This is a genomic window from Pseudomonas mucidolens (assembly GCF_900106045.1).
In the GTDB taxonomy this organism is placed as follows: Bacteria; Pseudomonadota; Gammaproteobacteria; order Pseudomonadales; family Pseudomonadaceae; genus Aquipseudomonas; species Aquipseudomonas mucidolens.
The window spans coordinates 5,748,947-5,761,615 of the sequence record NZ_LT629802.1 but is presented as its reverse complement, the minus strand read 5'-3'; the positions used below and the strand labels follow the sequence as shown (position 1 = coordinate 5,761,615).

Genomic DNA, 12,669 nt, shown 5'->3' with positions numbered 1-12,669 from the left:
CGCGGCGTCCTCAGGTTTTTCGCGAGCGAGCTCGCGCCTACAGAGGCGGGTGTAACCCCAGATGGAGTTGATTGTATGGGCCAATGGCTCGATGGCATTACCGGTTGGCTGACCCTTAACCCGCAATGGCTGGCTGCCGCAGTCTTTATTGTGGCCTGCGTGGAGTGTCTGGCCATTGCCGGGCTGATCGTGCCAGGCACGGTGCTATTGTTCGCGATTGCGGTGCTGGCCGGCAGCGGCGCGCTGTCCCTCAGCGAAACCCTGTTGCTGGGCATGATCGGCGGATTGCTGGGCGATGCGATCTCCTACTACCTGGGACGACACTTCCACCAGAACATCCGGCGCTTGCCCGGCCTGCGCCACCATCCCGAGTGGATGAGCAGCGCCGAGGCTTATTTTCAGAAGTACGGGATCGCCAGCCTGCTGGTTGGCCGTTTCATCGGCCCGCTGCGGCCGATGCTGCCAATGGTGGCCGGGATGTGCGACATGCCGTTCCCGCGCTTCGCCGCCGTCAGCGTGCTGGCCGCCGCTGGCTGGTCAGTGGCCTACCTGCTGCCGGGCTGGGCCACGGGCGCGGCATTTCGTCTGCCGCTGCCCGAAGGGTTCTGGCCCGAGGCCGGCGTCGTCGCCGCCTGTCTCGCCCTGCTGCTGGGGGTGAGCCTCAACAGTAGCCTGCGCGGTCATCGCCGGGCCACGTTATGGACCGGCTGCGTCAGTCTGGTCTTGTTGATCGCGATGTTTATCGGCTATCCCCACTTGAATCACTTTGACCAGGGCTTGATGGCCCTGGTCCAGGAACACCGTGACCCGGCCCTGGACCAGGCCATGGTGATGATCACCCAACTGGGCGAGTTCAAGAAAATGTTCGTCGCCAGTGCGGTGTTGACCGGCTTGTTGCTGCTGGCACGGCAATGGCGCCACGCACTCTTTGTCGGTGTCACGTTGCTGGGCGCCGCGCTGATCAACACCGCCAGCAAGCTGTTTTTCGCCCGTGGTCGCCCGGAAATCCTCAGCGACCCGCTGACCAGTTTCAGCATGCCGAGTGGCCATGCGTCCGGCTCGTTTGCGTTTTTCCTGGCCCTGGCAGTGCTCGCCGGCCGTGGCCAGCCTACCCGCATGCGCCTGACCTGGCTGCTGCTGGGCGCGATCCCCGCCGCCACCATTGCGCTGTCGCGGGTGTACCTGGGCGCGCATTGGCCATCCGACATTCTGGCCGGCACCTTGCTGGCGATGACGGTGTGCGCCTTCAGCCTGACCTTGAGCCAGCGCCAAACCCCGCTGCCGCCGATGGCACCGAAGGTCTGGTGGCTGATTTTGCCGGCCTGCGTGGCCGTGCTCGGTTTTTTTGCACTGACCGGTACCTCCCACGCCCTGCTCAGGTACGCGTATTAATCCAAGCCGACCCCAGCCAATCGTCGGAGGCCGCACGCCTCCTGCGCCCGACGGAATTCAGAACAATTCACCCTGCAACTCATCCAGCAATAGTTGAATCGCATCCAGGCGCTGCTGCGGGTCGTCGAGTTGCAGCAGGTCGACTTTGTCGGCTTCGGTAAAAGGCAGGAGATACGCCAGTTGATTGCTCAATGCCTGCTGCCCTTGCGCGTCGGAACCCATGTCGAGCGCGGCGACCATCGGGTGTTCGGCCAGCGCTTGAAGCAGTGCCAGCAGGTCGGCGTCTTCTTCCTCAAGCGGCTGCTCGGGCGCATCTTCCAGCCACTGCACCTCGGCCACCAGCAATTGGTCACGCTGAACCTCGGCCTCAAGGACGCGGAACCTGCGGCCGCCCTCGACACGAATCCCCAGCAAGCCGTTGTCCTGCTGCTGGAAGTCGCGGATCAGCGCCTCGCAGCCAACCTGCGCGTAGCCCTCCGGCGCCTCCCCGACTTCGGCGCCATCCAGAATGCACACCACGCCGAAGCTTTGGCCTTTTTTCATGCAGCGACTGATCATGTCCAGGTAGCGCGCCTCGAACAATTGCAGATCAAGGGCACAACCGGGAAACAGCACCGTATTGAGAGGGAACAACGCCAGACTCATAAAGACTTCCTTAAACCCGACTTAAACAACGATTGAGACCGCCAACGGCAGAAACACCGCCGTCGCCACGCCCATCAAACTCATCGCCAGCGCCGCGAACGCACCGCACTCTTCGCTTTCCTGCAGGGCCACCGAGGTACCTACCGCATGCGCGGTCATGCCCAGCGCCATGCCGCGCGCTTCCGGGCTGTGCACTCCGAGGCGCGACAGCAACGCTGGCCCGACCATTGCGCCGACCACCCCGGTGATCAGCACAAACACTGCCGCCAGCGCCGCGACGCCACCAATCTGCTCGGCCACCAACATCGCGATAGGCGAGGTCACCGACTTTGGTGCCATGGTCATCAGCACCATGTGCTCGGCACCAAACCCCCAACCCAGCCACACGCACAGGCCGGTCGCCAACACGCCACCCACCACCAGCGTAGTAAAAACCGGCCAGAACAACTGACGAATTCGCCGCAGATTCAAATACAGCGGAACCGCCAGCGCCACCGTCGCCGGGCCCAGCAGGATGCCCATGATCTCGGTGCTCTCGCGATATTCGGCGTAGCTCAGGCCGCAGCTCAGCAATACGCCGATCACCAGCAGCATCGAGACCAGCACCGGCTGCAGAAAGATCCAGCGGGTTTTCTCGTAGGCCGCCAGCACCAGTTGGTAAGCACCCAGCGTAATGCCGATGCCGAACAACGGATGATGGATCACCGAGGCCCAGGCTCCTTGCCAATCGAAAATCATTGCCCTTGCTCCTTGTGGCCCTGGCGCTTGACCAGCTTTTGCATCAAGACCCCGGCAAAGCCCATGGCAATCACCAGCGACAACACCAGCGCACCGACGATGGCCCAGAAGTCAGCCAAGATGTCCTTGGCGTACACCATCACGCCCACGGCAGGCGGCACCAGCAGCAACGGCAAATAACGCAACAGGCTGCCCGCCGCCAGGCTCAACGGTTCGCCGACTTCACCGCGCCACATCAGATAGGCCAGCAACAGCAGCAGGCCGACAATCGCTCCCGGCATAACCGGCAGGAACAAATGATTGATTGCGGTGCCGAGCAATTGAAACAGCACCAGCCATGTCAGACCGCGTAATAGCATCCGTCTTCTCCCCAAAAGCAAGCGAGCATTATAAGCACGCACGCGCTATGAAACGGCATTCGCCAAAAGCATGGAGGGTTGACCGGGTCCGTTGCCCATGATGATCTACAGTGGTTCTCTGCAAACCTAAAACAACAACACCTTCCGCTTGTAGAAGCGAGCTTGCTCGCGAAAATCGTCAACGATAACGCGGGCATCCAGACAGCACGCGGTGACATTGGTTTTTTTCGCGAGCAAGCTTGCTCCTACAGGGGGAGTCAATAGATGAGTCAAGGAGAGTCGCAATGCCCTCGGTACCTGTAGCGCAGCTCAAAGATTATGTCGGCAAGGAACTGGGACGTTCCGAATGGTTCAAGATAGACCAGGAGCGCATCAACCTGTTCGCCGAAGCCACCGGCGATTATCAGTTCATCCATATCGACCCGGTGAAAGCCGCCCAGACGCCGTTCGGCAGCACCATCGCCCACGGTTTTCTGTCGCTGTCACTGATGCCAAAGCTGATGGAAGGCCTGCTGATCATGCCCGAGGGTCTTAAAATGGCCGTCAACTATGGTTTGGACAGCGTGCGCTTTATCCAGCCGGTCAAGGTCGACTCCAATGTGCGCCTGGCGGTCACGCTCACCGACGTCACCGAGAAAAAACCCGGCCAATGGCTGTTCAAGGCCACCGCGACCCTGGAAATCGAAGGGCAGGAGAAGCCAGCCTACATCGCTGAATCGTTGTCGCTCTGCTTCGTGTAAGGCACAGCCGATCACCGCAGGAGCCGGCTTGCTCGCGTAAAACCCAATGCCGCCGCGTGCTGTCTGGATGCCCGCGTTATCGTTGACGATTTTCGCGAGCACGCTCGCGCCTACGGGTCCATCATTCACAGACCACTAGGTATAGCTTCCCCCGCTGCAGCATACTCGGCGCTCAATTACCCGGATCCCGCTATGCGCTCACTCGCCCCACTTGCTCTCGCTTTGTTGCTCACCGCTTGCGGCGACGGCGAATCCCTGCTGCCGCCCGATGCACGGCTGCCAGACGGCGGGCGTTATCGTGGGGACCTGGTCAACGGCCTGCTGCAAGGCCAGGGCCGGGTCGACTACCCCAACGGCAGCTGGTACGCCGGGCAGTTCGACAAAGGCCAGTGGCACGGCCAGGGTGAATGGCATGGCAGCAATGGCGAAGTCTATAAAGGTCAGTTCGAGCATGGCCTGTTCGATGGCCAGGGCAGCCTGACCACCACCGCAATCAGTTACGTCGGCGGTTTCAAGCAAGGCCGGCGTAACGGTGAAGGCACCCTCAAAGAGGGCCAGATGAGCTATCGCGGCGAATTCAAGGATGACCAGTATTCAGGTCTCGGCCGCCTGGAGCTGGCCGACGGCAGCCAATACCAGGGCCAATTCGCCCACGGCAAACCCAATGGCGAAGGCCAGCGCAACGACGACAGCGGCAATCTGTTCAGCGGTCATTTCGTTAACGGGCAACTGGAAGGCAGCGGCATCTTCAACAGCGCCGAGGGTGACATTTACGTCGGCCACTTCAAGCAGAACCAGCTTAACGGCAAGGGTCGCTACGAAAACGCCGACGGCGATGTCTGGATCGGCGAGTTCAAGGAAGGTGTCTTGAACGGTAAAGGCGAATTGACCGGCAGCGACGGCAGTCATTATGCCGGCCGGTTCAATGACTGGCGCTTCAGCGGAAAAGGTCGCTTGAACCTCAGCGACGGCAGTTTCTACGTGGGCGGTTTTGACAATGACAGTTATCACGGCCAGGGCACTCTGGCCCTTACCGACGGCACCGTGCAAGCCGGGACCTGGGCCAATGGCATGCGCGTGCGCGACGCCGATGGCAAGCTGTTGCCCGACGCGCTGGAAGTCGGCGTGCTGGCCCAGGGCCGTTTGCTGGACGCCGCACTCGCCGCCGTGCCCGCGTCCACCCCGGCAGTGGAGCTCTACACCCTGACACTGGCCGGTGACGGCAAGCAAAGCGTGTTTCTGCGTGAAGCCGATTACGTCAGCAATCTGTTGAATATCCGTTTCGGTGCCCGCGGCCAGATCCGCCTGGTCAACCACCGCGACTACATCGCCGAGCGCCCGATGGCCACTCGCGAAAGCTTGCGTCGTGCGGTGCAGACGCTGGCCGAGCGCACGGGCCCCGAGGACCTGGTGTTCATCTACATGACCAGCCACGGGTCCCACGAGCATGAGCTGGTGCTCGAGCAGCCACGCATGGAGCTGGCCGATTTGCCGGCCGACGAACTGGCAAGCGTGATGGCACCGCTCAAGAACCGCGACAAGATCATCGTGATTTCCGCGTGCTACTCCGGTGGTTTCATCCCGGCGCTGAAAGACCAACACACGCTGATCATGACGGCTTCACGCGCCGATCGTGTGTCGTTCGGCTGCTCTGAAGAAGCCGACTTCACCTACTTTGGCGACGCGCTGTTCGCCCAGGCCTTCAATCAGACCGACAATTTGCAGCACGCCTTCAAGTTAGCGCAACAGCATGTGGCCGAGCGCGAAATGGCTGACAACTTCGAAGCCTCCGAACCGCAGATCTGGGCCCCCAAAAGCGTCATTGCCCGCTGGCAATTATTACGCAAACAGCAGGCACGAAAGGCGCTGGAAAGCGTCTCTAGCAATAACAAACATGCCAAGAGCAACTAAGCTGACACTGTATCGAGGGGGAGAAACATCATGTACTTGACGCCTCAGCATATATTGCTTGCGGGAGCCTCGGGCTTGACCGGGGAACATCTGCTGGACCGCCTGCTCAACGAACCGACTGTCACCCGCGTGCTGGCTCCCAGTCGCAAGCCGCTGGCGGAACACCCGCACCTGGAAAACCCTGTGGGCGACCCGGCCGTGATCCTGCCGCAACTGAGCGGCCAGGTCGATATCGCCTTCTGCTGCCTGGGTACCACGCTGAAAAAAGCCGGTTCGGAACAAGCCTTTCGCGCGGTCGACCTGGACCTGGTGGTGGCGTTCGGCAAGCGTGCGCGGGAAATGGGCGCACGGCATCTGATCGTGATCAGCGCGATTGGCGCGGAGCCGACATCCTCGATCTTCTACAATCGGGTCAAGGGCGAGATGGAGCAGGCCCTGACAGCTCAGGACTGGCCACAATTGACCATCGTCCGCCCATCACTGTTGCTCGGCGAACGCCTCGAGCCGCGCCTCGCCGAACGATTGGCGGGACCGTTGTCGCGCTTGATTCCGGGCAAGTATCACGGCATTGAAGTCTGCGAACTGGCCCGAGCCATGTGGCGCCTGGCGCTGGAAGAGCAGGATGGGGTGCGGATTGTCGAGTCGGATGAGTTGCGCAAGCTCGGCAAGTAACCAGCTAAAAGACCTGGCAAATGTGGGAGGAAGTCCGCTCCCTCCCACATTGTTGCGTGCCGCACTGAAGATCTTGTCTAGAGCCCACCTGTGGCGTTGAAGCCAACGCCTATCACCGTCAACACCGACAGCGGCAACAGTAAAGTGTCAAGCAACGCGCTGGCCGGCAGGTCGAGGCCTGGATAACTCGGCGCCTCGGCACCAAAACGGTCCATGGCACAACAGCCACCCTGCATCGCATACAGATCCAGGCGCGTCCCCGCGTAGACCACCGGCGCGCCGGGTTTCGCAGCATCCAGGGTCCGAACGCTGGCGCAGCCAGACAGCTGCAGCGCCAGCACGACCAGCAATGCTCTATTCATCACTGCTTAAATGATGCTCGCCCCAACGCGGCAGCATGTCCTGGGGGATATTCAGCAGATTGAGGATCCGTGCGACCACAAAATCCACCAGGTCATCAATGGTCTGCGGCTGGTGATAAAAGCCGGGAGATGCCGGCAAAATGGTCACGCCCATATTCGACAACTTAAGCATGTGCTCCAGGTGAATACTCGAATACGGTGCCTCGCGCGGCACCAGAATCAACTGGCGACGCTCCTTCAACGTCACATCCGCCGCACGCTCGATCAGGTTGTTACACGCGCCCGTGGCGATGGCCGACAACGTCCCGGTGGAGCACGGCACCACCACCATTGCCGCCGGCGCCCCGGAACCGGAAGCCACCGGCGACATCCAGTCTTCCTTGCCATAGACCTTGATCTGTCCCGCCGCCGCACCGGTGTACTCGGTGAGGAACGCCTGCATCATCTGCACCTTGGGCGGCAGCGCGACATCGGTTTCGGTGGCCATCACCAATTGCGCGGCCCGGGAAATCAGGAAATGCACTTCGCGGTCTTCGCGCACCAGGCAGTCGAGCAGGCGCAGACCATACGGCGCCCCCGAGGCGCCGGTCATGGCCAGCGTGATGCGTTCCGGTCCGTTCATTGCAGGGCCTCGGCGAGCTTGCCGTGCAGGCCGCCGAAACCGCCGTTGCTCATGATTACCACGTGAGTGCCGGGCCGGGCCTGGCTCTTGACCCGCTCGATGATGCCTTCCAAAGAGTCGCTGACAATCGACGGCACGCTGCAGAGCCCGGCGATGGCCGCCAGATCCCAGCCCAGATTGGCCGGTGCGTACCACACCACCTGGTCCGCATCATTGACACTTTCCGGTAAGCCGTCGCGGTGCGCGCCCAGCTTCATGGAGTTGGAACGCGGTTCGATGATGGCAATCACCGGCGCATCGCCGACGCGTTTACGCAGGCCGTCGAGGGTGGTAGCAATCGCCGTCGGGTGGTGGGCGAAGTCGTCGTAGATGGTAATCCCATTCACTTCAGCGACTTTTTCCATGCGCCGCTTGACGCTCTTGAACGCGCTCAACCCCGCAATGCCCATGGCCGGCGTTACGCCGACATGACGAGCGGCGGCCAGGGTTACCAAGGCATTGGCGACGTTGTGCTGGCCGGTCATGTCCCACTCCACCACGCCCTGGGGGACGCCTTCAAACAGCACTTCAAACCGCGAGCCGTCTTCGCTCAGCAGTTTGACCTGCCATTGTCCGCCCGCGCCGGTGGTTTGCACGGGCGTCCAGCAGCCCATGTCAATCACGCGCTGCAAGGCCGGCTCGGTGGTCGGATGGATCACCAGGCCTTCGCTGGGAATGGTGCGCACCAGATGGTGAAACTGCCGCTCGATGGCCGGCAAATCGGGAAAGATGTCGGCGTGATCGAATTCCAGATTGTTCAGGATTGCCGTGCGTGGACGGTAGTGAACAAATTTGGAGCGCTTGTCGAAGAAGGCACTGTCATATTCATCGGCCTCAATCACGAAGAACGGCGTATCGCCCAGACGCGCGGAGACCGAGAAGTTCTGCGGCACACCGCCGATCAGGAAACCGGGGCTCATGCCCGCGTGCTCCAGCACCCAGGCCAGCATGCTGCTGGTGGTGGTCTTGCCGTGCGTGCCGGCGACCGCCAACACCCAGCGCCCCTGCAATACGTGATCCGCCAGCCATTGCGGGCCAGACACATAAGGCAAGCCTTTGTTCAGCACGTATTCGACGGCAGGGTTGCCGCGCGACATGGCGTTGCCGATCACCACCAGATCCGGGACCGGCTCGAACTGCGCCGGGTCGTAGCCCTGGGTCAACTCAATGCCCTGAGCCTGCAACTGCGTGCTCATGGGTGGATAAACATTGGCGTCGGAGCCGGTGACATGATGCCCCAGCTCTTTGGCCAGGACCGCCATCGATCCCATGAAGGTGCCGCAAATACCGAGAATGTGAATGTGCATAGTCGACCTCGTAAAACATCGAGGCAGGTTAGCGTAGGGTGGGAAAGTTCGCACTCTTTAGCTGACAGAATTCAACGTGCAATCCCATGTTTACGCAGCTTGCGATACAACGTATTGCGGCTAACCCCGAGTTGTTGCGCGGTGTGGGTCATGTGCCAGCGTTGTTGCTCCAGGGCATTGAGCAGCGCCAGGCGCTCAGCATCGTCCAGTGGCGAGTCCGCGGGCTGATCGATGACTGCCGGTGCCGGACGGGCCTGGCGAATCATCACCGGTAAATCCTCAAAGCCCACCTGGCCCTCGTCACACAAGGCGGCCAAGGTACGCAGCACCGTGCGCAACTGCCGCACATTGCCCGGCCAACTGAACGCCAGCAACGCCTGCCGCGCTACGCGATCGAGTTGCACCGGCTGGTCGCCCGCTTCTTCTGCGAGGATAAAGTCGAGCAACTGCGATTTGTCGCTGCGTTCGCGTAACGGCGGCAAGGCGATTTCCAGACCATTGAGCCGGTAGTACAAATCCTCGCGGAAGCTACCGTCCCGGACCCGTTCCAGCAGATTGCGGTGAGTCGCGCTGACCACCCTGACGTTGACCGCCTGCGGCTCACCGCCAATGGGCACCACCAGACGGTCTTCCAACACCCTTAATAGACGGGTTTGCAAGGCCAGCGGCATGTCGCCGATTTCGTCGAGGAACAACGTGCCGCCGTCGGCCTGTTGCAACTTGCCGCGCATGCCTTCCTTGCGCGCCCCGGTGAAACTGCCGCCGCGATAGCCGAACAGCTCACTCTCGATCAGGCTTTCCGGGATGGCCGCGCAGTTCAGGGCAACGAACGCCTGCTCGGCACGCTGGCTGGCGTGGTGCACGGCTTTGGCAAAGGCTTCCTTGCCGGAGCCGGTTTCACCGTTGATCAACAGCGGCACGTCGCGCTCAAACACCCGCAAGGCTTTGCGAAAATCCTCTTGCAGCGCCGTATCACCCAGGCAGATGCCCGGTAAACGTGGCCGCTGTACCTTCGCCGGCGCGGGCACGCTCGGGCTCGACACGCGACGCTGCTCGCCGCGTAATAGCGCAAACAGGCTGCGCCCGTCACGCGTGCGCAGCGGCCAACTGGCGCTGGGGTTCGCAGTGGCGCGCCCCAGCAGGTCATCGAGCGTGCAATCAAAGAACATTTCCACCGCCAGCCCGAGCAAACGTCCGCGTGGCTGGCCCAGCAGGTTTTGCGCGCTTTGATTGAGCGCACAAATCCGCCCTTCGCCATCGAATGCCAGCAGCCCTTCGCTGAACAGCCCCACGGATTCGGCCTGCAGATGAAAACGCAGCAGCCAGTGATGTTCGAAGTGGCGCAGGAAATAGCAGCTTTCGATCATCTTCGCCGAGAGGTTGACCAACGCCATGGTGTGGAACTGGCTCTGGCGGGAAACCGCTTCGCGGGCCGAGGATACGTCCAGCACCGCCAGCAGTTCGCCATGCGGATCGAACACTGGGCTCGCGGAACAGGTCAGCCCGGTATGTCGGCCACGGAAGTGTTCATCGCGATGAATGGTCAGGGCCTGGCGCTCCACCAGGCAGGTGCCGATGCCGTTGGTGCCTTCGCAGGCTTCGCTCCAGTCGGCGCCGAGCCACAGTCCGGCGCGCTCGAAAATCTTGCGCTCGCTGGGGGCGGTGACGCAATTGAGGATCACCCCGCGCGCGTCGGTCAACAGCACCGCGTGACCGGCCCCGGAAAGCTGTTGATGCAGGCTGTTCATTTCAGTGCCGGCAATCTGCAACACCTGTTGCAGGCGCTCGCGGCTTTCCAGCAGTCGACCGTGCTCCAGCACCGTGGGCGCGATGCTCAGCGCCGGGTCGAGGTGGTAATCCTCCAGGCAACGCAGCCAGGAGCGGGCAATCGACGGGTCGCTGCCGGGGCCGTGCAACGGATCCTGGCCACGGGTCACGGTCAGCACTTGCTGGGCATGGCGACTGAAATGATCGTTGTGCATGTTTTTGTTGTTCTCCTGTTGCGCGAGACATACCGCGGACCGGGACGCCCAGCATCCTCCAGGCCCAGGCGCTTTGCAATCCCGACTCGACCCACTGGTCACAGGCTGTATCGCTTATGGCACAAACTGTCACTGCGACTGTATCAGGGCTGTCACAGCCAACCCCTGCAATACGGTTCAAGCCTTTGATTTACCTGTGTTGCAGGGCGCTGGCCCGACCTTTGCTCTACGCTTTATCAAGCGCAGCAGCGCTGCACTCCAATAAACATAAAAGCCAGGAGATACCCACCATGCGTTACGCACACCCCGGTACTGAAGGCGCTATCGTTTCGTTCAAGGCCAAGTACGGTAACTTTATCGGTGGCGAATTCGTCGCGCCGGTCAAAGGCAACTACTTCACCAACACCTCGCCGGTCAACGGCAAGCCTATCGCCGACTTCCCCCGCTCCACCGCCGAAGACATCGACAAGGCGCTGGACGCCGCGCATGCCGCCGCGGATGCCTGGGGCAAGACCTCGGCCCAGGACCGTTCGCTGGTGCTGCTGAAAATCGCCGATCGCATCGAGCAGAACCTGGAACTGCTGGCCATCACCGAAACCTGGGACAACGGCAAGGCCGTACGCGAAACCCTCAACGCCGACATTCCCCTGGCCGCTGACCACTTCCGCTACTTCGCCGGTTGCATCCGCGCCCAGGAAGGCAGTAGCGCCGAGATCAACGAACACACCGCCGCCTATCACTTCCACGAGCCGCTGGGCGTGGTTGGACAAATCATCCCGTGGAACTTCCCACTGCTGATGGCCGCCTGGAAACTCGCGCCGGCCCTGGCCGCCGGCAACTGCGTGGTGCTCAAACCCGCCGAGCAAACGCCGCTGGGTATCAACGTGCTGATGGAACTGATTGGCGACCTGTTGCCACCGGGCGTGCTGAACGTGGTGCACGGTTTCGGCAAGGAAGCCGGCGAAGCGCTGGCCACCAGCAAGCGTATCGCCAAGATTGCCTTCACCGGCTCCACGCCCGTGGGCTCGCACATCATGCACGCGGCGGCTGAGAACATTATTCCGTCGACCGTCGAGTTGGGCGGCAAGTCGCCAAACATCTTCTTCGCCGACATCATGCAGGCCGAACCGCAGTTCATCGAAAAAGCCGCTGAAGGCCTGGTGCTGGCGTTCTTCAACCAGGGCGAAGTCTGCACCTGCCCATCGCGCGCGTTGGTGGAAGAGTCGATCTACGACGACTTCATGAAAGTGGTGATGAAAAAGGTCGAGCAGATCAAGCGTGGCGATCCGCTGGACACCGACACCATGGTCGGCGCCCAGGCGTCCGAACAGCAGTTCGACAAGATCCTCTCCTACCTCGAAATCGCCAAGGGCGAAGGCGCCGAGCTGTTGACCGGCGGCAAGGTCGAGAAACTCAGCGGCGATCTGGCCACCGGCTATTACATCCAGCCCACCCTGCTCAAGGGCACCAACCAGATGCGGGTGTTCCAGGAAGAAATCTTTGGCCCGGTGGTCAGCATCACCACGTTCAAGGATGAGGCCGAAGCGCTGGCGATTGCCAACGACACCGAATTCGGCCTGGGTGCCGGCCTGTGGACCCGCGACATCAACCGCGCTTACCGCATGGGCCGGGCGATCAAGGCCGGGCGTGTCTGGACCAACTGCTATCACCTGTACCCCGCCCACGCGGCGTTCGGTGGTTACAAGAAGTCCGGCGTTGGCCGTGAAACCCACAAGATGATGTTGGATCACTATCAGCAGACCAAGAACCTGCTGGTGAGCTACGACATCAATCCGCTGGGTTTCTTCTAATCCAGCACGCCCCACTCCCACATTTAAAATGCAATTAAATGTGGGAGCGGGCTTGCTCGCGATAGCGGTGTGGACGTCACTACCAAGTT

At 61.5% G+C, this 12,669-nt stretch carries 12 protein-coding genes; 5 read left to right on the top strand and 7 right to left on the bottom strand.

The annotated features are described in order from the left end of the window. Positions 1–75 precede the first annotated feature (75 nt). Positions 76–1,392: a bifunctional DedA family/phosphatase PAP2 family protein gene (locus BLU75_RS26665; protein ID WP_084376495.1), complete on the top strand. Its 1,317-nt coding sequence runs from the start codon at positions 76–78 to the stop codon at positions 1,390–1,392. A 57-nt stretch (positions 1,393–1,449) separates the two neighbouring features. Here BLU75_RS26665 and BLU75_RS26660 read toward each other — a convergent pair whose 3' ends face one another. The 3 genes from BLU75_RS26660 to BLU75_RS26650 are packed head-to-tail and all read right to left on the bottom strand — an operon-like array spanning position 1,450 to position 3,134. Continuing rightward, positions 1,450–2,037 (bottom strand): LON peptidase substrate-binding domain-containing protein, encoded by a 588-nt coding sequence (locus BLU75_RS26660; protein ID WP_084376496.1) that lies wholly within the window; start codon positions 2,035–2,037, stop codon positions 1,450–1,452. Between the two features lie 21 nt (positions 2,038–2,058). Continuing rightward, a complete protein-coding gene (locus BLU75_RS26655) occupies positions 2,059–2,775 on the bottom strand; it encodes an LrgB family protein (RefSeq protein ID WP_084376497.1) in 717 nt (238 codons plus the stop codon). Further along, a complete protein-coding gene (locus BLU75_RS26650) occupies positions 2,772–3,134 on the bottom strand; it encodes a CidA/LrgA family protein (RefSeq protein WP_084376498.1) in 363 nt (120 codons plus the stop codon). The genes BLU75_RS26655 and BLU75_RS26650 overlap by 4 nt, the downstream gene beginning before the upstream one ends. A 284-nt stretch (positions 3,135–3,418) precedes the next feature. Between BLU75_RS26650 and BLU75_RS26645 the strand changes: the two genes are divergently transcribed. The 3 genes from BLU75_RS26645 (at position 3,419) to BLU75_RS26635 (ending at position 6,457) form a co-directional block, all read left to right on the top strand. Beyond that, entirely contained in the window at positions 3,419–3,874 is a 456-nt protein-coding gene (locus tag BLU75_RS26645; protein ID WP_084376499.1) for a MaoC family dehydratase, read from the top strand. A gap of 192 nt (positions 3,875–4,066) precedes the next feature. Then, complete coding sequence (locus BLU75_RS26640) at positions 4,067–5,785, top strand: C13 family peptidase (RefSeq protein ID WP_090221599.1); 1,719 nt, start codon at positions 4,067–4,069, stop codon at positions 5,783–5,785. Between the two features lie 30 nt (positions 5,786–5,815). Continuing rightward, entirely contained in the window at positions 5,816–6,457 is a 642-nt protein-coding gene (locus tag BLU75_RS26635) for an oxidoreductase (RefSeq protein ID WP_084376501.1), read from the top strand. A 77-nt stretch (positions 6,458–6,534) separates the two neighbouring features. Here the strand turns inward: BLU75_RS26635 and BLU75_RS26630 are convergent, their stop codons facing one another. From BLU75_RS26630 to BLU75_RS26615, 4 genes are all read right to left on the bottom strand, one after another. Continuing rightward, positions 6,535–6,819, bottom strand: a complete 285-nt coding sequence (locus BLU75_RS26630) for a YceK/YidQ family lipoprotein (RefSeq protein WP_084376502.1) — start codon at positions 6,817–6,819, stop codon at positions 6,535–6,537. Then, positions 6,812–7,441: a flavin prenyltransferase UbiX gene (gene ubiX / locus BLU75_RS26625; protein ID WP_084376503.1), complete on the bottom strand. Its 630-nt coding sequence runs from the start codon at positions 7,439–7,441 to the stop codon at positions 6,812–6,814. The genes BLU75_RS26630 and ubiX overlap by 8 nt, the downstream gene beginning before the upstream one ends. Further along, complete coding sequence (gene mpl, locus BLU75_RS26620) at positions 7,438–8,787, bottom strand: UDP-N-acetylmuramate:L-alanyl-gamma-D-glutamyl-meso-diaminopimelate ligase (protein ID WP_084376504.1); 1,350 nt, start codon at positions 8,785–8,787, stop codon at positions 7,438–7,440. Before mpl ends, ubiX begins: the two co-directional genes overlap by 4 nt. 71 nt (positions 8,788–8,858) lie before the next feature. Continuing rightward, positions 8,859–10,769, bottom strand: a complete 1,911-nt coding sequence (locus BLU75_RS26615; RefSeq protein ID WP_084376505.1) for a sigma-54-dependent Fis family transcriptional regulator — start codon at positions 10,767–10,769, stop codon at positions 8,859–8,861. 290 nt (positions 10,770–11,059) lie between these two features. On the opposite strand from BLU75_RS26615, the gene exaC reads away from it, so the two are divergent. Then, positions 11,060–12,580 carry an acetaldehyde dehydrogenase ExaC gene (gene exaC / locus BLU75_RS26610; protein ID WP_084376506.1) on the top strand — a complete coding sequence of 507 codons (1,521 nt, stop codon included), beginning with the start codon at positions 11,060–11,062 and terminating at the stop codon, positions 12,578–12,580. Positions 12,581–12,669: the final 89 nt, after the last annotated feature.

Excerpts from the sequence above, each read along its gene's own strand:
- BLU75_RS26665 (WP_084376495.1), top strand. The coding sequence starts at position 76 with ATGGGCCAATGGCTCGATGGCATTACCGGTTGGCTGACCCTTAACCCG.
- BLU75_RS26660 (WP_084376496.1), bottom strand. The coding sequence starts at position 2,037 with ATGAGTCTGGCGTTGTTCCCTCTCAATACGGTGCTGTTTCCCGGTTGT.
- BLU75_RS26655 (WP_084376497.1), bottom strand. The coding sequence starts at position 2,775 with ATGATTTTCGATTGGCAAGGAGCCTGGGCCTCGGTGATCCATCATCCG.
- BLU75_RS26650 (WP_084376498.1), bottom strand. The coding sequence starts at position 3,134 with ATGCTATTACGCGGTCTGACATGGCTGGTGCTGTTTCAATTGCTCGGC.
- BLU75_RS26645 (WP_084376499.1), top strand. The coding sequence starts at position 3,419 with ATGCCCTCGGTACCTGTAGCGCAGCTCAAAGATTATGTCGGCAAGGAA.
- BLU75_RS26640 (WP_090221599.1), top strand. The coding sequence starts at position 4,067 with ATGCGCTCACTCGCCCCACTTGCTCTCGCTTTGTTGCTCACCGCTTGC.
- BLU75_RS26635 (WP_084376501.1), top strand. The coding sequence starts at position 5,816 with ATGTACTTGACGCCTCAGCATATATTGCTTGCGGGAGCCTCGGGCTTG.
- BLU75_RS26630 (WP_084376502.1), bottom strand. The coding sequence starts at position 6,819 with ATGAATAGAGCATTGCTGGTCGTGCTGGCGCTGCAGCTGTCTGGCTGC.
- ubiX (WP_084376503.1), bottom strand. The coding sequence starts at position 7,441 with ATGAACGGACCGGAACGCATCACGCTGGCCATGACCGGCGCCTCGGGG.
- mpl (WP_084376504.1), bottom strand. The coding sequence starts at position 8,787 with ATGCACATTCACATTCTCGGTATTTGCGGCACCTTCATGGGATCGATG.
- BLU75_RS26615 (WP_084376505.1), bottom strand. The coding sequence starts at position 10,769 with ATGCACAACGATCATTTCAGTCGCCATGCCCAGCAAGTGCTGACCGTG.
- exaC (WP_084376506.1), top strand. The coding sequence starts at position 11,060 with ATGCGTTACGCACACCCCGGTACTGAAGGCGCTATCGTTTCGTTCAAG.